This is a genomic window from Cobetia sp. BL01, from assembly GCF_056493605.1.
This window is the reverse complement of record NZ_JBVBEE010000004.1, coordinates 22,600-43,963: the sequence shown is the minus strand read 5'-3', so window position 1 is coordinate 43,963 and position 21,364 is coordinate 22,600. Positions and strand designations below refer to the sequence as shown.

The 21,364-nt window shown below is 59.8% G+C and carries 16 protein-coding genes; 7 read left to right on the top strand and 9 right to left on the bottom strand.

Going from position 1 to position 21,364, the window contains the following annotated elements:
* Positions 1 to 196: 196 nt before the first annotated feature.
* The 5 genes from ACZYGA_RS08895 to ACZYGA_RS08875 all read right to left on the bottom strand — a co-directional run bounded on the left by ACZYGA_RS08895 (position 197) and on the right by ACZYGA_RS08875 (position 6,149).
* Entirely contained in the window at positions 197 to 796 is a 600-nt protein-coding gene (locus ACZYGA_RS08895) for a Rossmann-fold NAD(P)-binding domain-containing protein (protein ID WP_077378599.1), read from the bottom strand.
* 165 nt (positions 797 to 961) lie between these two features.
* Positions 962 to 2,311, bottom strand: coding sequence for a TRAP transporter large permease (locus tag ACZYGA_RS08890; protein ID WP_077378596.1), 1,350 nt, complete (start codon positions 2,309 to 2,311; stop codon positions 962 to 964).
* Entirely contained in the window at positions 2,301 to 3,047 is a 747-nt protein-coding gene (locus ACZYGA_RS08885) for a TRAP transporter small permease subunit (protein ID WP_077378593.1), read from the bottom strand. The genes ACZYGA_RS08890 and ACZYGA_RS08885 overlap by 11 nt, the downstream gene beginning before the upstream one ends.
* Positions 3,044 to 4,180, bottom strand: coding sequence for a TRAP transporter substrate-binding protein (locus ACZYGA_RS08880; protein ID WP_077378590.1), 1,137 nt, complete (start codon positions 4,178 to 4,180; stop codon positions 3,044 to 3,046). The genes ACZYGA_RS08885 and ACZYGA_RS08880 overlap by 4 nt, the downstream gene beginning before the upstream one ends.
* Before the next feature lie 451 nt (positions 4,181 to 4,631).
* Positions 4,632 to 6,149 carry a sigma-54 interaction domain-containing protein gene (locus tag ACZYGA_RS08875; protein ID WP_479398934.1) on the bottom strand — a complete coding sequence of 506 codons (1,518 nt, stop codon included), beginning with the start codon at positions 6,147 to 6,149 and terminating at the stop codon, positions 4,632 to 4,634.
* A gap of 357 nt (positions 6,150 to 6,506) precedes the next feature.
* On the opposite strand from ACZYGA_RS08875, the gene ACZYGA_RS08870 reads away from it, so the two are divergent.
* A complete protein-coding gene (locus tag ACZYGA_RS08870; protein WP_479398932.1) occupies positions 6,507 to 6,962 on the top strand; it encodes a hypothetical protein in 456 nt (151 codons plus the stop codon).
* 330 nt (positions 6,963 to 7,292) lie between these two features.
* Here ACZYGA_RS08870 and ACZYGA_RS08865 read toward each other — a convergent pair whose 3' ends face one another.
* A complete protein-coding gene (locus tag ACZYGA_RS08865) occupies positions 7,293 to 9,014 on the bottom strand; it encodes an AIPR family protein (protein ID WP_479398931.1) in 1,722 nt (573 codons plus the stop codon).
* A gap of 144 nt (positions 9,015 to 9,158) precedes the next feature.
* On the bottom strand, positions 9,159 to 12,047 hold the full coding sequence (gene polA / locus ACZYGA_RS08860; protein ID WP_479398929.1) for a DNA polymerase I: 2,889 nt from the start codon (positions 12,045 to 12,047) through the stop codon (positions 9,159 to 9,161).
* Positions 12,048 to 12,390: 343 nt separating this feature from the next.
* Between polA and ACZYGA_RS08855 the strand changes: the two genes are divergently transcribed.
* From ACZYGA_RS08855 to speA, 3 genes are all read left to right on the top strand, one after another.
* Positions 12,391 to 12,720, top strand: a complete 330-nt coding sequence (locus ACZYGA_RS08855) for a DUF2782 domain-containing protein (RefSeq protein WP_084209457.1) — start codon at positions 12,391 to 12,393, stop codon at positions 12,718 to 12,720.
* Between the two features lie 205 nt (positions 12,721 to 12,925).
* Complete coding sequence (locus tag ACZYGA_RS08850; protein WP_084209458.1) at positions 12,926 to 13,888, top strand: homoserine kinase; 963 nt, start codon at positions 12,926 to 12,928, stop codon at positions 13,886 to 13,888.
* Between the two features lie 163 nt (positions 13,889 to 14,051).
* Positions 14,052 to 15,950, top strand: a complete 1,899-nt coding sequence (gene speA, locus ACZYGA_RS08845; protein WP_077378572.1) for a biosynthetic arginine decarboxylase — start codon at positions 14,052 to 14,054, stop codon at positions 15,948 to 15,950.
* Positions 15,951 to 16,171: 221 nt separating this feature from the next.
* Here speA and ACZYGA_RS08840 read toward each other — a convergent pair whose 3' ends face one another.
* Both ACZYGA_RS08840 and thpD read right to left on the bottom strand, forming a co-directional pair.
* The gene (locus ACZYGA_RS08840; protein WP_479398927.1) at positions 16,172 to 16,906 is read right to left on the bottom strand and encodes a fumarylacetoacetate hydrolase family protein; all 735 of its coding nucleotides are present in this window, start codon (positions 16,904 to 16,906) and stop codon (positions 16,172 to 16,174) included.
* Positions 16,907 to 17,110: 204 nt separating this feature from the next.
* Complete coding sequence (thpD, locus tag ACZYGA_RS08835; RefSeq protein WP_338080399.1) at positions 17,111 to 18,217, bottom strand: ectoine hydroxylase; 1,107 nt, start codon at positions 18,215 to 18,217, stop codon at positions 17,111 to 17,113.
* Between the two features lie 556 nt (positions 18,218 to 18,773).
* On the opposite strand from thpD, the gene ACZYGA_RS08830 reads away from it, so the two are divergent.
* From ACZYGA_RS08830 to ACZYGA_RS08820, 3 genes are all read left to right on the top strand, one after another.
* Entirely contained in the window at positions 18,774 to 19,712 is a 939-nt protein-coding gene (locus ACZYGA_RS08830) for a CsgG/HfaB family protein (RefSeq protein ID WP_279855816.1), read from the top strand.
* Between the two features lie 25 nt (positions 19,713 to 19,737).
* On the top strand, positions 19,738 to 20,607 hold the full coding sequence (locus tag ACZYGA_RS08825) for a hypothetical protein (protein ID WP_043333251.1): 870 nt from the start codon (positions 19,738 to 19,740) through the stop codon (positions 20,605 to 20,607).
* 116 nt (positions 20,608 to 20,723) lie between these two features.
* Positions 20,724 to 21,110, top strand: coding sequence for a hypothetical protein (locus tag ACZYGA_RS08820; RefSeq protein WP_136939121.1), 387 nt, complete (start codon positions 20,724 to 20,726; stop codon positions 21,108 to 21,110).
* Positions 21,111 to 21,364: the final 254 nt, after the last annotated feature.

Genomic DNA, 21,364 nt, shown 5'->3' with positions numbered 1-21,364 from the left:
TAAGCCCCTACCGTCGAAGTGGTTTGAGGAAATTGGACATAGATTTGATGAAATTGGCCATATGTCGGACCAGCGAACGCGGCGCATCCGCGGAAACGAATCGGCAAGGCTTGGGAAGGAATGGCAGGCAGGCCCGGCAGCCATCGTGCGCCGGGGGTACGACAAGAGAACGAGGGCCGGGAGCCCCCATTCGATATCAGTCGGTCAGGTGCAGGACCTGACCGTTGAGCGCGCGCCCGGCACCACCGGCCAGGAAGCGCGCGCACTCCGCCACGGCATCCGGTCGGCTGCCCTCGGGACACAGCAGATTGGCGCGCACCCTGTCGGGGGCACGCAGCGCGAGGCGCTGGATCAACTCACCCAGCGCCGCCTGCGCCATGGCAGTGCCGTGATGCTCCTGCGAGGGCAGCGGCGAGGACAGCGGCGGCGCGACGGCCAGCAGGCGTCCACCGTGGCGCAACATGCGTGCACAGGCCGCCTTGAGCAAGGCGCCGGGCCCGGCGACCTGCGCGACCAGACACGCCTCCAGCGACTGCCCGGCCACGGCCTGCGGCGGCATGCAGACCAGCACGTCAAGACGGCCGAGACGCGCCACCAGCACCTCGAAACAGCCCTCGCCCACCACCTGACCGAAGCGATCCGACTGCTCGCCGCCCAGCGCGTCCAGCACGCGCTCGAGATCCGTCTGCGCGGTGCTCATCAGGGCGATGATGGCACCATCTTCCAGGAAGGTGCGCGCCATGGCTTCCAGCCATTCTCCCTGCCCCGCAATCAATACTCTGCGTCGTGGCAGCATCTCGTTCTCCCTGATGGATCGCTCTGCCGATCACGGCTGATCTGTGGCACATCACCTCCCTGTGATGCCCCTCGCCCTGCTGACTACCTTCCCCGGCGTGGCGGTGTCACGGCGCCGATGTCACGCCCGCACTCTGCCCGCACCCTGCCCGCCCCCTGCCCGCACTCAGGGCATCAGCCCCGGCAACCACAGCACCAGTGCGGGGAACAGCATGCACAGGATCAACCCCGCCAGCTGCAGGCCGACGAAGGGCAGAATCGAGCGATAGATGGTGCCGATGGACACCTGCCCGGCGGTGATGCCCTTGAGATAGAACAATGCGTAGCCGAAGGGGGGGGTCAGGAAACTCGTCTGCAGATTGATGGCGACCAGAATCGCGAACCATACCAGCAGCCCCTGGCCGGAAAGCCCGAGCCCGAAGTCCAGCGCCTCGACCACCGGCGCCACCAGCGGCAGCACCACGAAGCTGATCTCGATCCACTCCAGGAAGAAGCCGAGCACGAAGATCAGTCCCATCAGCAGCAACAGCAGGCCGTAGGGACCCAGGCCGGTGCCGGTGATGACATCCTCGATCAGATAGTCGCCGCCCAGGCGCTTGAAGACCACCGAGAAGCAGGTCGCGCCGATGACGACGAACAGGATCATCGCGCTGGTCCGCGAGGTATCGCGCAGCGTGTTGCGCAGGGTGTCGAAGGACAGCCCGCCCATCACCAGCGCCAGCAGCAGACTGCCGCCCGCGCCAATGGCCGCGGCCTCGGTGGGCGTGGCGATACCGGTCATGATCGAGCCCAGCACCGCGACTATCAGCACCATCGGGCCGAGCAGATCGCGCAGCAGCGCCAGCGGCAGCGGTGTCTTGTCGGTGCCGAGCAGCGACTGGTCCGGCAGCGGAGCCCAGTCCGGACGCAGCTTGGCGGTGATCAGCAGATAGGCCACGTAGAGCGCGCCGAGCATCAGCCCCGGAATCAGCGCCGCCTTGAACAGCGCCCCCACCGAGATCTGCAGGATGGAGCCCATCAGCACCAGCATGATCGAGGGCGGAATCAGGATGCCCAGGGTGCCGGAGGCCGCGATCACGCCACAGGCCATCTCGGCCTTGTAGCCCTGCCCCAGCATCACCGGCAGCGCCAGCAGGCCCAGCATGACCACCGAGGCACCGATGATGCCGGTACTGGCGGCCATCACCACGCCCAATAGCGCCACCGAGACGGCCAGACCACCATGCACGCGACCGAACAGGCGCTGCAGCGTCATCAACAGATTGCGCGCCACCCCGGAGCTTTCCAGCATCAGCCCCATGAACACGAACAGTGGAATCGCGATCAGCAGCCAGTTCTCGATCACCCCGCCGAAGATGCGCGAGCCGACGGTGCCGAGAAACGGCAGCGGAATGTCACCGATGAAGGCGAACAGGATACCCAGCCCGCCGAGCAGGAAGGCTACCGGGTAGCCGGAGAAGATACCGATCAGAAGTGCCACCACCATGGTGATGGGCAAGGCGTATTCAGCGAGCATCGTCATGGCTCCCGTCTGCTTGATCCTTGGGTGCCGTCGTGCCGGCCGTCTCGTGTGCAGCGGTGTCCTGCGTCTTGCCTGCCTGAGGTGCAAGGCCGGCAAGACTGGCAATCTCGTGGTCCTTCAGGCGCTCAGGAGTGCGCGCCGGGTCGAACAGACAGGCCAGATTCTCGAAGATCTGCCCGAGTGCGCCGAGGGCGAGAAACACCAGCCCCGTCGGCAGCATCGCCTTGATCAGATACCGGTCCACCAGCCCGCCATAGTTGGACTTCTCGCCGGACATGTAGGACATGGTGACGAAGTGCTTGGACAGCCAGGCGATCAGCAGGCAGAAGGGAATCAGCATGATGAGGTGGCCGAGGATATCGACCACGGCGCGCCCACGCGGCGAGAGGCGCTGGTAGAACAGATCGACCCGCACATGCGTGTCGCTGTGCAAGGCATAGGTGCCACCGAACAGCGTCAGCAGGCCGAACAGATGCCATTGAAGCTCGGTGACGGAATTGATGGTGATCGCGGTGCCGAACAGCAGCACGTCAGGCGACCCCCAGTTGGCGATTTCATTGATGCCCAGGGCGTTGAGCGTGACGGTGGTGAGCACGGCCAGGATGATCGCCAGACCCAACCAGCTGGTCAGGCGACCCACCCATAGCCCCAGGCCGACCAGCGGTCGGCCCAGGGCGTCACACACCGCCCCGCCCTGTGCCCGCCAGGGCGCAAGGCGGGGGTCGGTCATTGGGCGCTACCCTCCTCAGCGTCACCGGCCTGCTTCATGGCCATCGGCTGCGGCATGGCCTGCAGCTCGTACCATTCGTCGATCAATGCGGCATGCTTCATCAGCGAATCGTAGGCCTTGGCGAAGTCAGGATTGGTCTGCTTCTCTTCTTCCAGCACTTCCCCCCATGCCTTCTGCAGCGCGGTCATCACCGGTTCCGGGAAGCGCTTGACCTCGACACCCTTGGCTTCGAGCTCATGGATCGCACGTACCTGAGCCGGCGGCGCTTCGGCCATCGCCCACTGCAGGGTCGCGCGGCAGGCGGTCTGGAACTGCGCCTTGCGCTGGTCACTGTAGCTGTCCCACACCTGCTGGTTGATCAACAGCGAGAACCAGCTGGCGCTCTGGTGCCAACCCGGGAAGTAGTAGTACTTGGCGACTTCATTGAAGCCCATCGCCTGATCGACCTGCGGCACCGAGAACTCGGTGGCATCGACACGGCCACGCTCCAGCGCGAGATAGATCTCGCTGCCCGGTACCAGCTGGGTGGAGGCGCCCAGCTTGTTGAGCACCTTGGCACCAAGGCCCGAGATGCGCATCGACAGGCCCTTGAAGTCATCCGGCGAGTTGATTTCCTTGTTGTACCAGCCGCCCGTCTCCTGCGGGGAGATGAAGCACGGCAGCACCTTCACGCCGTAGGGGTCATAGGCGGCCTGGATCAGCTCGGTGCCCTCACCGGCCCACATCCATGACATGAAGGCTTCCGGGCTCGGGCCGAACGGCAGCGCCCCGTAGAGGTTGGTGATCGGCACCGTGCCGGCCCAGTAGCCCATCCAGTCCCAACCGGCCTGGATCGCGCCGGAAGAGACGGAGTTGAAGACTTCGAAGGCCGGCACCAGATCGCCCGGCTCGTGCACGCGCAGACCGACTTCACCGCCGGTGGCGCTCTTGAGTTCCTCGGACAGACGCACGGCCCCTGCGCCCAGGAAGTTCTTGGTCGAGAAGGTACTGGCGACGTCGAGCTGCTTCGGCCCTTCCGCCTGAGCAGGTGCAGCGGCCATCAAGGTGGTGGTGGCGACGGCCGCCGCGATGGCGGCTCCGAGGCGCAGGCGACGAGTCGGCGTCGTGTGACGCGGCGTGGCGTGATGCAACATGGCACGGCTCCCTGATTTGTTGTTGTACTGGCTGGTCGTACGGCTTGATGCTTTCTGGCGATAAGGCACGCAACAAGCTGACGCTTACGTCAACTTACCCATTGACAACGCAAGCGCCTGACCACGCCACAACAATTCCAATGATTTCAGAGAGCTACGGGAGCCAATCACGCACGAGTTGCCACACGATGTGCTCAAGGCCGCCATCCACGCTCGGTAGCGTCCGGAAAGCCGGACACGCGGGTCGCCAAGGCTGCGACCAAGGTCGCGCGCTGACATGAATTCGGTCTACGACTCCAGTCGAATATGCCGATAGTGGAAGGCAGACCCCATGCGGGTAGGCACGGCGTGGGGTGGCGTGACACGCAAAGCGTCCGGAATTTCGGTCATTGACCGAGTTTCCGGACGCTTTGACCTTTCGTCTGTGGCGGGAAGGTGAAACCACTCTCGATCAGGGCGTTTCGGCCAACAGGCCATGACGGTTGAGCTTCTCATAGAGCGAGGACTTGGCGATGCCGAGCTGACGGGCGGCGCGGGTGCGATTGCCATTGGCGGCAGACAGGGCGGCCTCAATCAGGCGTCGCTCGGTCTGCGCCATCGCCTCCCGCAGCGAGCCGGTTGCCACTGGCGTATCGGAAGCAGCAAGCACGTCTGAATCCGAGGGGGGTGTGGATAATTCAGTCCGGCGGGCATCGCCATGCCGGGCACCGATGGCATCCGGCAGATCGGTCGGCTGGATATGGCTGCCGCCCAGATAGAAGGCGGCTTCGAGGACGTTTTCCAGCTCGCGCACGTTGCCGGGCCAGTGATGGGCACACAGGCGCTCCAACGCGGCTTCGGAGAGTATCGGCGGACGGCGGCCACTGCGACGCGCCAGACGTGACAACAGATGCGTGGCCAGGGTCGGCAGGTCGTCACGGCGCTCGCGCAGCGGCGGCACCTGCAGTGGCACCACGTTGATGCGATAGAAGAGGTCTTCGCGGAATTCGCCGCTCTCGACCAGCGCCTCCAGCGGGCGGTGCGTGGCGGCGATGACTCGTACATCGACGGTGACCAGCCGTGTCGCGCCGACCGCCTCGACTTCACGGTCCTGCAGCACGCGCAGCAACTTGGCCTGCATCGCCAGCGGCATGTCACCGACCTCATCGAGAAACAGCGTGCCACCATCCGCGAGCTGGAACTTGCCGGGCTTGCCGCCTCGCCTCGCGCCGGTGAACGCGCCTTCCTCATAGCCGAACAGCTCCGCCTCCAGCAGCGCTTCGGGAATCGCCGCGCAGTTGAGCTTGATGAAGGGCCCCTTGGCACGCGCCGAGCTGCGATGCAGCGCATGAGCATACAGCTCCTTGCCAGTACCGGACTCGCCCCGGATCAATACCGAGGCGCCGCCGGGGGCGATCTTGCGTACCTTGCTGGCCAGCTCCCGCATGGCGGGCGAATCTCCGATGATGTCACTCAACTGCCAGCGGGCGCCGTTGGGGGTTTCCAGCGCCTGACGATAGTAGTCCACCTCCGCTTCCAGCGCCTGGACCTGAGCATTCACCTGCCGCCATTCCCAGGTGTCGTGATAGAGCACCGAGCCGATGGCGCCGATCAGCTCGCCATCGCGGAAGATGGGGTAACGGTGGGCAATCATGTGGTGGCCACGAATCAACTGCAGCTGGGCCAGCTCCGCGCGTCCGCTTTCCAGCACCTCATGCATGCGGGTGTTCTCGATCACCTCGCTGACATCGCGCCCCAGCACCTCGCTGGCCTCGACGCCGAGAAACTCGGCATAGGGGGCGTTCAGAAACTGGATACCGCCCTGGGCATCCACCACCACCACCCACTCCTCCACCGCATCCATCGCGGCTCGCAGCAACTCGCGACGCGCCCGCTCGACATGAATCGAGGTGGCAGGTGAATCGTTGCGCAGCGGGGCAGCCGCCTTCGCTCCACCCGCCGCGCCTGACACTGGCATCTGCTGAGCCATGATCGGCTCTCCCTTGGCGTGTCCGGTCATCGTGGGTAGCCGTATCCCTCTGCCACCACACCCGCCGGATCTGATTGTTATGGGCTGCGCCATTCCGCAGCCAGCGTCCGGAAAACCGGACACCACTCACAGCATCGGCCTACCGCCGCCAAGGATCAACGTAGCCAGTGGTCGTAGTCGCTGCATCAACCAAAGTAAATAGCCAAGATCAAACCATGAAAACCTGACAGATGTTTATCTCTTTACTTGATAGGAAGATTGACATCAGGCAGGCAACATTCCTTCCACAAGAAAAATATTGTATTATACTTCACAAGCTATTCATCAATCATCAGCACTACAATCAAGGATAGATTCATGTCAGAGAAAGTACTCTCTAAAGCAACGGCAGAAGACCTGCCTGCGACCATCAAGATCCGTTTATCTGACATGGATGAAAGTTACATGTTCGTAAGCATTTTTGGATGGATAATAATATCAGTCGGTCTAGGAATTTACTTTTTTGGCCCCGATGAAATCACTTACAATGTTTTCCGTGGCCCTACCATCGGTCAGATTCTTCTGGCCAGCGGATTATATATTGCCTCCTTGGGTGTTGCCGTATGCGTACTAGCAAGCCAACTAAAAAAGAAATGCGTCGATAAGCATCTAGCGGCCAAGGAAGCTTTGGTTAACGAAGCCTTGGACTTTGATGACAAAGACATTCCTGCAGGGTATGAAACATCTATCACCTGGCTTGATGGAAGAACTTTTCGGGTGGAGTTTGCAAAGAAAGAACAAGCGGCCGACGAGATGCACGAAGCAACAAACTGAAACGTTCTAATAATTTATTATAAAAAGCAAGTAGTAGTAATTTCAGTATATCCTATTGCTGCTTGCCTTTTGAAAACTTTACTCAATCAATTATACAATCTTACCTGCTCTCTCGATGTATCTGGTCATCGTGGGCAGCCGCCCTCTCTGCCACCGAACCTATCGAAACTGATGATTATGCAGTGCATCCTCATAACTAGCCAGTATCCTGCAAACCGGACACTGGCTGAGTTAGACTGCCTCTCCAAAAGAAATCTAGAGGATAGCATCAAATTAAAAACAAACTTCGAGCAGTTCAACAGCTATTTATCCAAAAAACAGCAGACAGCCTTAACCACTACAAATAGTCTCCCTCACCTTGTCTTTAACATCTCTCATCTTAGCAACGCGTCGTGTTGTGTCATCCTCATAGCCTAATGCTGCTAAAGCCGATTCTATATGGCTCACTGATTTCATAAACAGGTCTATTGACTTATCCACTTTAAACATACGTTTATCTATCTTGTTACAATAAGCCTCCGATACCTTTTTACTATTTTGCCAATTTTCTTCTTTTTCTACAATTAGCCGCGAAGCCATTAGCATCAGATGTCTAAATGGTTTGTATTTCTTATCAATACGATTATTCCTAAACAACCATTCCAATCTAAACGAAGCATATGCAGCGCTATAATAAGAGTGAGGCTTATCGCCTTCTTTGAATATTTTACCCCCCACCAACGGGACTAGATCACCATAGTGCCTACCTACTTTATTCGGTTCTTCGAGAAACATGGACGCATAAGCTTTCAACAAACCATCCTTTGAAACTATACGCACTTTTTCTACATCCGACGTATTATACTGACCAGAACGTCTTTCATAATAGAGAGCTTGATCATCAGATTTTGACTTAAAGAATATCTCAAAATCTTTATGTATTTGCTTTAAAGACCAGAACATTTCATCTGTGACTTCATTCTGCCTATTCGATGCAATTATTATGCGTTCAGTTAGCTCTTCATCATCAGTACAAATGATTTTAGCAGGAATAAAGAATTCATCTTCAACTTTCCCAGAGCATTCATGAACAACATGGCTTGTCTGACAGCCATTAACAATCTGAAAGTCCTCAATGGTGAAGTTATCACCTACACGATGAAATGATTTAGTAACGATTGTAATACCGTTGTTTTTAAACGGGAACTCAATCGCCTCTTTAGACAGCAAAGTTTCTTTAATGCTATTATTAACTTTAGATAAGGGATTGTAATCACGAATATTCTCAAAGAAGAGGTTCTTACGTATACCTCCATCCTCGTCGGTTATAATTTTTTCGAGCTCTTTATTTGACACCAACACCAAGTAAGACTCACTAGACTTAGGGATCACTGGTAATATCAGATTTTTAGAAGCATCAAAAGTCACGCTAATAGAGTTTTTGGTATGCAAGTACTTTGTTCTAATCTTCTTAGCACCAGCGGCCATCCACTCTATACTAGAAAAGAGTGAGCTTTGGTCTATTTCCTTCTTAGAGGCTTCAAACATGCTCTCTATTAAAGCATCATTCTCCCAGACGCCTGTAGTTACATAATTAAGACTAAGTTTAGGCAAGTTTTTTTTGCATTTATTTGAATTTTCCATCACACAAGCAAAAATCTTTCTTGCCTCGATAATCTTTTCTATGTTGTTAACCACATTACCAGGATCTAGCTCTGTATTAAAGAAAACTTTAACAGCAGTCAAAAACTTTAGCACTTCACCACTCTTAAAAGATTCGCCCATTTTTGCCTGAACGAAAACTATTTCAACCTCTATAGAATGAGCATTTTCAATTACATCTTTAGCCATCTCCTCGTCTTCAATCAATCTGTCGTTGATAATTACAGCGACACCATCAACCCCAAACTCACCCTCACCAGTATGGATGAGTGTATAATCGAAGCTTTCCGGAAGCTTTGGATGTACTATTGAAAAATTTACAAAGTGTTCAAACCTAACATCTTGTGCAAGACTTTTCAGGCTATTATCGTTAGAAAACTCTTCCAACAAACTACCGACAACTGGGTTCATAAATTCCTCTCATACCATAAAAACTTGCATTAAAAAATATAGCAAGAAGACGAGCAGCCTAACATACACAAAAATCCAATAACTCTCGAAAAACACCCTCTAAATCAAATCAGAGGGTGTTTTCATCTATCTACAACTATTAAATCAGTGCGCTTCTTCCCAGTTGTCGCCTTGCTCGACTTCGACGAGCAGCGGGACGTCGAGGGAGGCGGCGTTCTGCATGCGCTGGGCGACGTCTTTCATGAAGTCTTCGACCTGTGCTTCGGCGACTTCGAAGACGAGTTCATCGTGCACCTGCATGACCATCATGGCGTCATACGCCTTGTCACCGTCATTGCCCGCCAGCCAGGCGTCCACGTCGATCATGGCGCGCTTGATGATGTCGGCGGCGCTGCCTTGCATCGGGGCGTTGATGGCGGTGCGTTCGGCAGCACTGCGACGCGCGTGATTGCGCGAGCCGATTTCCGGCAGGTAGAGACGACGGCCGAAGATGGTCTCGACATAGCCCTGCTCGGCGGCGAGGTGGCGAGTGTCTTCCATGTAGGTGGCGACGCCCGGATAGCGCTCGAAGTAGCGCTCGATGTAGGTCTTGGCCTGGCCGGGGTCGATATCCAGCTGACGCGAGAGGCCCCAGGCGGACATGCCATAGATCAGCCCGAAGTTGATGGCCTTGGCGCTGCGACGCTGGTCACTGCTGACACGTGATTCCTCGGTACCGAAGACTTCCGCGGCGGTGGCGGCGTGCACGTCACGGTTGTCGGCGAAGGCCGAGAGCAGCCCCTTGTCACCGGAGAGGTGCGCCATGATGCGCAGCTCGATCTGCGAGTAATCCGCCGCGACGATGCGATAGCCGGGGCGTGCGATGAAGGCCTGACGAATGCGACGGCCCTCTTCGCTGCGCACCGGGATGTTCTGCAGGTTCGGATCGGAAGACGACAGACGCCCGGTGGCGGTGACGGCCTGATGGTAGCTGGTGTGCAGGCGGCGCGTGGTCGGGTTGACCAGCTGCGGCAGCTTGTCGGTGTAGGTGCTCTTGAGCTTGGTCATGCCACGATGACGCATGATCAGCTTGGGCAGCGGGTAGTCCAGCGCCAGCTCCTCAAGCACGGCTTCGGCGGTGGACGGCGCACCCTTGGGGGTCTTCTTCTTGACCGGCAGCTTCTGCTCCTCGAAGAGGATCTCGCCCAGCTGCTTGGGGGAAGAGAGGTTGAACTCGCGCCCCGCCAGCTCAAAGGCCTGCTTCTCGATGTCGTGGATCTGCTCGGTCAGCTCACGGGTCTGGGCGTGAAGGCGCTCGGGGTCGATCGCGACGCCGTTGCGCTCGATGCGCGCCAGCACCGGAATCAGCGGGTATTCGTAATCACGCAGCACCTCGCCCAGACGTCCCAGTTTCTCGATGCGCGGCATCAGCAGCGCGGCGAGGCGCAGGGTGATGTCGACATCCTCGCAGGCGTAGGGCATCGCCTCTTCCAGCGCGATCTGGTCAAACGTCAGCTGCTTGGCGCCCTTGCCGGCGATGTCGGTGAAGCTGATGGTGCTCTCGCCCAGGTACTTGAGCGCCAGCGAGTCCATGTCGTGACGGGTCGCGGTGGAGTTGAGCACGTAAGACATCAGCATGGTGTCGGCCAGCGGACCGGCCACCGCGATGTCATAGCGCGCCAGCACCTCGATGTCGTACTTGAGGTTCTGGCCGATCTTGGTGATGGCGCCATCGGCGAGAATCGGCGTCAGCGCCTCCAGCACGGCCTTGCGGTCCAGCTGCGCGGGGGCATCCAGATAGCTGTGGGCGACGGGAATGTAGACGGCCTCGCCGACCTCCAGCGCCATGCCGATGCCGACGATCTCGGCTTCCATGTAGTTGAGGCTGGTGGTCTCGAGGTCGAAGCACAGCGAGGTGGCGTTGCGCACGCGTTCCAGCCACGCGTCCAGCTCGGCCTGCTCGGTGATGGCGCGGTAGTTGCGCTCCTCACGTGGCGGCAGCGCCTCGGGCATCTCGTCCTCGTCACCCGCCGCGTCCAGCTCAGGCGTCGGTGCAGCGGCGGCCTTGCCCTTGCCGGAGGCCTTTTCCGCGACCGGCGCGATGCTGTCGCCGAACAGATCACCGCCGGCGACACCGCTGTCCTTCTCGTCGGCGTGCGGGGTGGCGGCCATGTCACCGCCTTCCAGCAGCTCCTTCAGCCAGGCGCGGAACTCCATCTCCTTGTAGAGCTCGACCAACGCGGCGGTATCCGGCGCGGCGATCGCGAGGTCCTCCAGGCCATGCTCCAGCTCGCAGTCCAGCTTGATGGTGGCGAGACGATAGGAGAGATAGGCATCCTCGCGGTGCGCTTCCATCTTCTTGGCCAGCGTCTTGGCGCCGCGGAAGCTGAGCGTCTTGATGCGATCGAGGTCACCGTAGATGGTGTCGAGACCGCCGCCCATGCCCTGCAGCAGGCCCAGCGCGGTCTTCTCGCCCACCCCCGGCACGCCGGGAATGTTGTCGACCTTGTCGCCCATCAACGCGAGGAAGTCGATGATCAGATTGGGCGGAATGCCGAACTTCTCGGTGACGCCGTCCACGTCCAGCGTCTCGTTCTTCATGGTGTTGACCAGCGTGATGTGCTCGTTCACCAGCTGGGCCATGTCCTTGTCGCCGGTGGAGATGACGGCGTCACGCCCGGCCTCGGTGGCCAGTCGCGCAAGAGTCCCGATGACGTCATCGGCCTCGACACCTTCCACGCACAATAGCGGCAGACCCAGCGCGCGTACGCAGGCATGCAGCGGCTCGACCTGCAGGCGCAGGTCATCGGGCATCGGCGGACGCTGGGCCTTGTACTCGGGGTACATGTCATCACGGAAGGTCTTGCCCTTGGCGTCGAACACCACCGCCATGGGGCTGTCCGGATACTGGCGGATCAGGCTCTTGAGCATGTTGATCACGCCCTTCACCGCGCCGGTGGGCAGGCCCTTGGAGGTGGTCAGCGGCGGCAGGGCATGAAAGGCACGATAGAGGTAGGAAGATCCATCGACGAGAACGATCGGCGTGGCGGCCATGAGCAGTCGCATCCGTAGGCTGAAGGGTGAGCTTGGGACAAGCAGAGTCGGGGCCGAAACTCTCTCGGCATCAATGGCTGTCATGATACGCAAGGGCTGCGGCGAGGCACAGTCACGCCGCGGGCATGGACCGGCTTTCGGGTAGCTCCCGGGGGCAGTGAAATCGTGCACGCGGCTGACAAGAGTCGTAGACTGCGCCCATCAGGCAAGGTTTCTGGCCATCGCCGATTCGCTTGCCCTCCGCACGCTTGCGCACAGAATCTTTGCGCTCAGGACTTTTGTGTACGGGGCCTTGTCGCCAGTCTCCCTGCGATGAAGGCTCACGTGTTAAAGGAGGAATGCCATGCGCACGACTGCTTCGATTGCTCCGCACCCGACGCTGCGCCTGCCCACGCTGCTGGCGAGTGCTCTTCTGCTGGTCATCACCGCACTGGGCGCCCCGCTGGCCGTGGCCGAGAGTGATGCCCCCAAGCCACAGGTCACCAGCCGTCAGCAGGATGACCGCCAGCTGCGCGAATACCGCGTCAACGGCCATCTGTACGCCATCGAGATCATCCCCAAGGGGGGCACGCCCTTCTTCCTGCTCGACAGTGATGGCAACGGCAACTTCACCCGTTCCAGCGTGTCGCAGGCCAGTCAGCTCAAGGTGCCCGGCTGGGCGCGGAAAAAGTGATAAGCTCGGCATTGCGGGTCACGCGGCATCTGACCCGGCAGTGACGGGCATCATGCCCGGACCGGACGCATCCCTTGCGCTCGGTCCGGGCATGGAGGTCTCCCTCCTGCCTACCGACAACAACTCCTGTCAGCGCATTGCCGCCGCGTCGGTCCAGCGGCGCGCCACTGATGGGGCGGACACATTTCGGCGAGAAGAGTCACCCATGGCAGTCTTTACCCCCCTGAGCGAGGCTCAGGTCGCAGAATTTCTGGCAGAGTACGATGCAGGCACGCTGACATCGCTGGAAGATGTCGCCCACGGCACCGAGAACTCGACCTTCTTCGTCACCACCGACCGCCGCGAGATGGTGCTGACCCTGTTCGAGCAGGGCGAGCATGAGGAACTGCCCTTCTTCGTCGAGCTGCTCGACTTCCTCGCCGGCCACCAGCTGCCGGTGCCCGGCCCGCTGCATGACCGCGAAGGTCAGGCGCTCAAGACGCTGGCAGGCAAGCCGGCGTTGCTGTTCCCGCGCATGCCGGGCAAGTGGCCCGTCTCGCCCAATGTCGCCCAGTGCCGCGAGATCGGTGCGGCGCTGGGGCGCATGCACGCCGTCTCGCAGCACTTCACCGGCCAGCGCCCCAACACCCGTGACCTGCATTGGATCAAGCCGATGCACCACAAGGTGCTGGCCTATCTGAGCCCGGAAGACCAGGCACTGATGGCCGACGAGATCGATGTCTGCGAAGACGTCTTCAGTGGCGTCGACCTGCCACAGGGCGCGCTGCACGGGGATCTGTTCCGCGACAACACGCTGTTTGACGGCGATCGCCTCGGCGGCATCATCGACTTCTACAATGGCTGCACCGGCGACCTGATCTTCGATCTGTCGATTCTGGTCAATGACTGGTGCTCCAATGACGATGGCCGTCTGGATCAGGCGCGTTATGACGCCCTGCTCAGCGCCTATCTGGCCGAGCGTCCGATGAACGCTGACGAACGCCGCCTGTGGCCGAGCATGCTGCGCATGACCGCGCTGCGCTACTGGCTGTCACGCCTGCTGGTGGTCTACGTGGACCCGCCCGCTCACAGCCTGACGCCGAAGGACCCGGCACAGTATCGCCAGCTGCTGGGCCGGCGCATCGAGGAAGGCGCCCTGCCGCTGCCCGACGCCACCCAGCCGGCCTGAATGTCCACGCAAGTGGCAAAGCGATTGCCTGCGCCTCCCCAGCAGGCATAATGCGCCCCCTGAGCGCCCGCATCCGTGCGGGCGCCATTGTCTTCTCCGACGCTGCCCACACCGCTGAGCACCGCCGGGCTTGCCTTCACGCCGTCCATCTCCGGAGACCGCGATGACCTCCTTTGCAGCCGAAGCACGCCGCACCTACAACATTGACCAGTGGGGCAGCGGCTATTTCGACGTGGGCCAGGATGGCCTGACGCTGGTGCGCCCCCATGGCGAACCGGGTACGCCTGCGCTGCCGCTGATCTCGCTGATCGACAAGGCCCGCGCCCAGGGCCTGCGACTGCCGCTGCTGATCCGCTTCGCCGATATCCTGCATGACCGGGTCGAGCAGCTGTGCGCCGCCTTCGATGCCGCCATCAGCTCACGCGGCTATGGCGCCAGCTACACCGCCGTCTATCCGATCAAGGTCAACCAGCAGCGTCGCGTGGTCGAGGAACTGCTGGCGACCAGCGAACGCTCGCGCGGGCGTGTCGGCCTGGAAGCCGGCAGCAAGCCGGAACTGCTCGCCGTGCTGGCGCTGTCGGACAATGGCCCGTCGGTCATCGTCTGCAACGGCTACAAGGACCGCGAGTACGTGCGTCTGGCGCTGATGGGCGAGAAGCTCGGCCACCGCGTGCACCTGGTGGTCGAGAAGGCCAGCGAGCTGGAACTGGTGCTGGAAGAGGCTGAACGTCTCGGCGTGCGGCCGCGCATCGGTCTGCGCGCGCGCCTGGCCACCATCGGCAAGGGCAACTGGCAGAACACCGGCGGCGAGAAGTCGAAATTCGGCCTGACGGCGAGCCAGATCGTCGCGCTGGTCGAGCGCCTGCGCGAAGTGGATGCGCTGGACTGCCTCAAGCTGGTCCACTTCCACCTCGGCTCGCAGATCGCGGACATCAGCGACATCCAGCGCGGCCTGGCCGAGTGCGCGCGCTTCTATCAGGGGCTGCATGAAGCCGGTGCCGGCGTGGAAATCGTCGATGTCGGCGGTGGCCTGGGCGTGGACTACGAAGGCACGCGCTCGGAAAGCGCCTGCTCGCTCAACTACTCGATGCGCGAATACGCCGACTATGTGGTCGGGGCGTTCCACGCGGTGTGCGAGGCGCATGATCTGCCGCATCCGCACATCATCTCCGAATCCGGTCGTGCCCTGACCGCTCACCACGCCGTGCTGGTGACGGACGTGATCGGCGAGGAGCGTGTCGACCTGCCGCTGCCCACGCCGCGTGAGGATGATCTGCAGATCGCCGCGCTGTGGACACAGGCCGCGCGTCTGGAAGGTGCGCTCGAGCCACGTGAGCTGGTGGAGATCTACCACGCCGTGGTGCATGCCCAGCATCAGGTGCAGGAGCGCTTCGTGATGGGGCTGGCGAGCATCGCCATCCGTGCCGAGGCGGAGGCCATCTACACCAACGTGTGTCGCAGTCTCGCCGGGCGCCTCGATGCGCGCCAGCGTTCGCACCGCGCGGTGCTCGATGAGCTCAACGAGAAGCTGGCCGACAAGCTGTTCGTCAATTTCTCGCTGTTCCAGTCACTGCCGGACATCTGGGGCATCGAGCAGATCTTCCCGATCCTGCCGCTGACCGGTCTCGACCGCGCGCCGACCCGGCGTGGCGTGATCCAGGACATCACCTGCGACAGTGATGGCCGCATCGACACCTATGTGGATGACCAGGGCCTGGATGCCACCCTGCCGCTGCCGGAATGGCATGCCGAGGAAGAGAAGCTGCTCGGCTTCTTCATGGTCGGCGCCTATCAGGAGATCCTCGGCGATCTGCACAACCTGTTCGGCGATACCGATTCCGTGGATGCCAGCCTCGACGACGAGGGCCAATGGCAGCTTTCCCATGCCATTCAGGGCGATAGCGTGGCGCAGGTGCTGCGCTACGTGAACTTCGACCCGGATCAGCTGGCGGCACGCCTCGCGCGTCAGCTCAAGTCATCCAATCTGAACGCGCTGGAACAGGCAGACCTGCTCGAGGACCTGAAGGCAGGTCTGGAAGGATATACCTACCTGGAGAGCTGAGCCCTTCCGTCATTGAGCCGATCTCTGCTTCAGAGATTCGAGCCCGGAAAGCAGAAGCCCAGAAAGCAGCAGCCCAGACAGCAAAAGCCCCTGCCGGAATCCCGACAGGGGCTTTTTTTTAACCCGCTCAGGGCTGTTTTCAACTCGCTCAGGGCTGTTGTGAACTCGCTCAGGGCTGCCTCAGAGCCAACTCACGTCAAGGCTCGAGACAGACCCAAGCATCATGCCACGCCGCGAGTGCGTGTCTCGACACGCAGCAGCTCGCCGCTGCCATCCGGGGCATCCAGCGTCAGTGCCAGCGCCTGATCCGGATTCAGCTCGCCAACCCCTTCCGGCGTGCCGGTCAGTACCACGTCGCCGGGCAGCAGCGTGAAGCTGTGGCTGATCTCGCTGAGCAGCCGCGCGACAGGGAACAGCATCAGACGGGTATCCGCCTGCTGACGCTGCTCGCCGTCGATGGCGAAACGATACTGCAGTGCCTGGAAATCGACATCATGCAGTGCGCCTTCGCCATCACGCCAGCGCGGGCCTTCCAGTGCGACGAAGGAGGACAGCGGACAGCTGCCGTCGAAGGCCTTGGCCAGTTCCCACGGCTGGCCCTTGGCCTTGAGCTTGCTCTGACGCTCACGCAGGGTGAGATCCAGCGCCAGCCCCATGCCGGCCAATGCGTCCAGCGCCTCGTCTTCACTCGCCTCGCACAGTGGCTTGCCGACCAGCAGCGCAAGCTCGGCCTCGTAATGGTACTGGCCACGACGCTTCGAGAGCGGCAGCGGCTTGTCCATGGGCACCACACTGGTGGCGGGCTTGATGAACAGCAACGGCTCGCTGGGCACTTCATTGCCGAGCTCCGCGGCGTGGGCAGCATAATTGCGCCCCACGCACACCACCTTGCCGAGATCATGGGCAAAGACACGACCATCGCTGAAACGTGGGGTAAAACGCTGAGCAAGCGGCATGCAGAACTCCTGTCGGGGCGTGATGGATGATCAATGAGAGATGTCTCAATCTTACGCCGCCCCGCCGGTTTGCCACTACCACACCAACGTCCGAGATTTCGCCGCCTGAACGCAACCCCGGGTTGTGCAGTTCAGTCCACTGGCCTGCTCAGCCTTTCGGTCTTTCCTTTCACTTGCTCACGCTGGCGATCTATCACGCGCGGCTCATTTTTCCAGTTCATCCCAGCCACCATCGGCACGGTGGGCCAGAAATTCAGGGCGCGGACGAGAGGCCGCGAACGGCGCCTGCATGGCATTGTCGACACGGTTGTAGACGAAGAAGGCGTTGCTGCGCGGGTCCGGCGACATGTTGGCGTTGGAGCCATGCAAGGTGTTGCAGTCAAACATCAGCAGACCACCCGCGGCACCGGTGGGCGCCTCGATGCCACGCTCGGCGACCAGCTCTCGCAGCGCTTCGCGCGAGGGCACACCGACTTCCTGTGCCTGCAGCGAAGACTTGTGATTGTCTTCCGGCGTCTCACCCAGGCAGTGCACGAAGACTTCGTGCGAGCCGGGGATCAGCATCAGCGGGCCGTTGAAGTGGTGATTGTCATTCAGGATGATCGAGGCGCTGACCGCACGCATTTCCGGCATGCCATCCTCGGCGTGCCAGGTCTCGAAGTCCGAATGCCAGTTGAAGCCCTTGCCCTCGAAGCCCGGCTTGTAGTTGATGCGCGACTGATGGACATAGACATCGCCACCCAGAATCTGGCGCGCGCGATCCACCAGGCGCGGGTCTTCGGCAAGCTGGCGGAAGCGCTCCGACAGGAAGTGCACGGCGAAGATGGAGCGAATCTCGCGGCTCTTGGGCTCGGTAATGGTGAAATCACGACCCTGGAGATCTTCCTGCTCCAGCAGCGCAGCCAGTTCGGCCTTGAGCGTCTCGACTTCTTCCGGGGCCAGGAATTCCGGCTCGAACAGGAAGCCATCGCGCTCGAACCGCTTGAGCTGCTCAGCCCCCAGCGGCCCCTCATCGGCGCGCGAGTGCACGACGGGCTCGCGGCGCTTCTGCCACAGGTGCTGCGGTGGCTGGCTCAGACGCGTCGGGTAGGCGTCGCGCGAGTGGGAGGAGCCTCGGTCGCTGCCTGACTTGTCCAGATAGGCTTCCGGCGCCTGATCGCGATCGGCATCGACCTGACGGACACCCAGACGCTGATTGGAGGACTCTGCGCCATCGCTGGCGTTGCTGCCGTCCATCTCGTGGTGGTGGCGCTGCTTGGACGAAAGCGCAGCGGTGGCGTTGTACGAGGTCATGTGGCGTGAAGCTGTCATCTTGCTCTCCTTAAGGCATCAATGGCTTGCATTGAGGAAAGAGGAATCCGGCGTTCTATTCCTGCGGCTTGGCCGCACTGTCCCACCTATGGGCCATGACACAGACTTCAACCCCATGAATCATGAATTAATCACAGACGCCTGATCCCCGAGTTCGTTAAAAGACCATTCAATCGCGCACTACCCCCGCCATCACCGTTCTCGCGAAAACATGAGACCTCCTGTGTCTCACGGATGACAAGATTCCTCAGTCACCCCGATAGATCATTTCATCATTCACGCGGTGGCCACGCGCCTCATGCATGAAAGACATCATGACTCATATATCGCCTCATTCCTTGTCATGGCCTCCTGACAATTCCCCCCAATACGCTTCGCCTTTTGCAAATCGCATCGCGAATGATCACCAGACAATAAGCGTAAGTTGTTGTGAACTATTGTGAATTTAGTTGGCACACTTAATGCCCCTGTAAAGTCACGGCATCACAACTGATAGACACATATCAGAGTACAAGAACGGCGCAGGACAATGCGTCACACCAGGGGAACTTCCAGCATGTTCAAGCCACGGATTTGTCTGGCCGCTTGCATGGCCACAGTGCTGGGGGGCTGCGCCGCAGTCGAGCCGAAATTCGATAATGTCGAGCCAGTCGTCGGGCCGCCAGTCACCTCAAACAATACGCCTTACAGTGAATGTCTTGCCTCATTGAGCCGTATTTCAGGCGCGACAAACCTGCCAGTCATCGCCGTCGGGCAGATCACTGACAAGACAGGACAACGCAGCTATTCGACAGTAACCGAAAGCGCCGCCGTCACTCAGGGTGTCTCGGAAATGTTGATCAGCGCGCTCTACAAGACTCGCAAGGTTCACCTGACAGAGCGTCTTGATGTTCGCGTCCCGCTGGCCGAGCAGCAGCTTTACGAGAACAAGGCCATGGCCTATGCACCACGCAAGCTGGCCGTCCTCCCCTCGCACTTCGTGGTTCTCGGTGCCCTCACTGAGCTCAATTACAACATTTCCAGTGGTGGCACTCGCCTGTTCGTCAGCGGAATCGGGGCCGGATTGCGGACCGCCGTCATCAATGTGGGCCTGGACCTGCGCATGGTCGACATCCGCACCTTCCGCACCGTCTATGTCACCAGCCTGCAGAAGCAGGTAGTGGGTTACGAAGTCGAAGCCGGCATCTATCGCTTCTTCGGCAATCAGCTGGTCGAGTTTGATTCCGGCGCAGTGCGCAATGAACCACTGCAGCTGGGCGTGAGATCAGTCGTGGAGATGGGCGCCTACCAACTCCTGACTGAAGGCCTGGGACTTCCTGTACCTGCGGGGCAGGAATGTGAACTTCACCCGGGACAGCATGTTGCAGCGAAAGACGGCAACACGCAGCAAGTGGCCGCAGCCAATACGGCATCAGGCAGTACCGCAGCAGTCGCAACACCGTTGCAAGCAGCACCCGCATCAGAAGTACCGGCAGCATCCAGCGCAGCACAATAAGTCAACATTCATGAGGAACATGACAATGACTACCTATAATAAGCTCGCAGTCGCCATCGGTCTCGTAAGTGGTGTGATGATGGCAAGCCAAGCGCAAGCCTTCAATAACGTGGATTGGAATTGGGATGGGTATGTCAATACTGATGTCAATATTGATGTCTATATTGACCCGAAAATCAAAGATCCAGGCGGCCTAGTGATGGTCGAAAGTCTGCAAAAGCAGATCGGTGACGTCAGCTCCGAAGCCATCGTCAGTGATGTCAGCTACGGTGCAGGTGAAGCAGGCGACCCTTCCATCGAACTAGTTGATAGCCTCAGTGCAGGCAGCAGCGCGTCATCCGCTGCGAATGCACACAGCTGGAATCATCATTCAGCAGCCAATGCGAGTGCAGATGCAGTTGCAAACGCTAACGCTGATGTCGATGTCTATATCAGCTATGCCGGCTCCACGCCTAATCCTGACATTACTCGCCTAGAGTCGCTTGAGAATGCCGCTACTTCGGTGGGCAACAATGTCTCGGTGGATAGTGATGCCATGGTCAACCTACACAATGAGCAGTTCTTGGCGGGTTCTGGTGGCTATTTCTTCTACCCGGGCACTGCTGAAGTCGAATCATTGGCCAAGGTCGACAACATTCTCAACCTGAGCGTGGACAATGCCGCGACCTCCGTAGGCAACAATATGTCGGTCACTCTGGATAGCACTGATATCGATAGCGCCCTGATTGCCGACAATACCCAGATGAGCTTCGCCAACATCAGCTCGACTGCCAAAGTCAGCAACATCACGCTGGATCTGCCGCCGACAGGCAGCTTCGAAGGCCCGGTCATCAATAATGCCGCGACCTCCGTGGGTAACAACATGTCCATCAGCGTCGGCCCCGTGACTCCGTAACCCCTCTGCAGGCAACCAACACACGCGGGGCAACCCGCGTGTGTTTCAGCACCTGCTGACATCAGACGTCTCACGCATCAGACACTGCATCTTTCACAGACCGAAAGGAGCAAGACATGAATGCTTTCACACGTATCAGCCTGGGAGTCGTGGGCGCGGGATTCCTGCTGGCCGGTAGCGCCAGCGCCAACTCGTTGATGGGCCCCTTCCCCTACGACTTCCCGGCGCGCAGTGCAGAAACCGCCCTGATCCTCTACGAGAGCAAGAAGGCCGGCAGCCTGGGGGAAGGGTCCGAGACCAATATCGGCGCATACACGCTCAATACCGGCAGCAGTACCTCGATCGGCAACTGGCAGCAGATTGAACAGACCCTGAGTGATGGCTCCACCGGCACCATCGACAGCACGGCGGACCAGTCCGCCGATGGCAGTTCGCAGACGTCGTCAACGGATTTCACCATCACCCACAACAATGCGGATGATGAAGAGGAAGAAGCCCCATGATGCCCCGCCCGGGCAAGGCGCGACGGCCTAGGCAGGGCACTTGAGAACATCAGACTCACGTGTCAAACGTGAGGAGAGAGTTGGTCATCATGCCAACGGGTGGGATGAGATATCTGACCCTCGCGCGCAGCGGAAAAAACCCACTAAAAGCCGCCATGATCATCTCTCACGTTTGAGTAAGCTTGGAAAAGGACGCGCAACAACCCGCATGACGAAGACTCAACGCTTGGGAAGCGTGTGTCCTTCCGAGAGGC

Excerpts from the sequence above, each read along its gene's own strand:
- ACZYGA_RS08895 (WP_077378599.1), bottom strand. The coding sequence starts at position 796 with ATGCTGCCACGACGCAGAGTATTGATTGCGGGGCAGGGAGAATGGCTG.
- ACZYGA_RS08890 (WP_077378596.1), bottom strand. The coding sequence starts at position 2,311 with ATGCTCGCTGAATACGCCTTGCCCATCACCATGGTGGTGGCACTTCTG.
- ACZYGA_RS08885 (WP_077378593.1), bottom strand. The coding sequence starts at position 3,047 with ATGACCGACCCCCGCCTTGCGCCCTGGCGGGCACAGGGCGGGGCGGTG.
- ACZYGA_RS08880 (WP_077378590.1), bottom strand. The coding sequence starts at position 4,180 with ATGTTGCATCACGCCACGCCGCGTCACACGACGCCGACTCGTCGCCTG.
- ACZYGA_RS08875 (WP_479398934.1), bottom strand. The coding sequence starts at position 6,149 with ATGGCTCAGCAGATGCCAGTGTCAGGCGCGGCGGGTGGAGCGAAGGCG.
- ACZYGA_RS08870 (WP_479398932.1), top strand. The coding sequence starts at position 6,507 with ATGTCAGAGAAAGTACTCTCTAAAGCAACGGCAGAAGACCTGCCTGCG.
- ACZYGA_RS08865 (WP_479398931.1), bottom strand. The coding sequence starts at position 9,014 with ATGAACCCAGTTGTCGGTAGTTTGTTGGAAGAGTTTTCTAACGATAAT.
- polA (WP_479398929.1), bottom strand. The coding sequence starts at position 12,047 with ATGGCCGCCACGCCGATCGTTCTCGTCGATGGATCTTCCTACCTCTAT.
- ACZYGA_RS08855 (WP_084209457.1), top strand. The coding sequence starts at position 12,391 with ATGCGCACGACTGCTTCGATTGCTCCGCACCCGACGCTGCGCCTGCCC.
- ACZYGA_RS08850 (WP_084209458.1), top strand. The coding sequence starts at position 12,926 with ATGGCAGTCTTTACCCCCCTGAGCGAGGCTCAGGTCGCAGAATTTCTG.
- speA (WP_077378572.1), top strand. The coding sequence starts at position 14,052 with ATGACCTCCTTTGCAGCCGAAGCACGCCGCACCTACAACATTGACCAG.
- ACZYGA_RS08840 (WP_479398927.1), bottom strand. The coding sequence starts at position 16,906 with ATGCCGCTTGCTCAGCGTTTTACCCCACGTTTCAGCGATGGTCGTGTC.
- thpD (WP_338080399.1), bottom strand. The coding sequence starts at position 18,217 with ATGACAGCTTCACGCCACATGACCTCGTACAACGCCACCGCTGCGCTT.
- ACZYGA_RS08830 (WP_279855816.1), top strand. The coding sequence starts at position 18,774 with ATGTTCAAGCCACGGATTTGTCTGGCCGCTTGCATGGCCACAGTGCTG.
- ACZYGA_RS08825 (WP_043333251.1), top strand. The coding sequence starts at position 19,738 with ATGACTACCTATAATAAGCTCGCAGTCGCCATCGGTCTCGTAAGTGGT.
- ACZYGA_RS08820 (WP_136939121.1), top strand. The coding sequence starts at position 20,724 with ATGAATGCTTTCACACGTATCAGCCTGGGAGTCGTGGGCGCGGGATTC.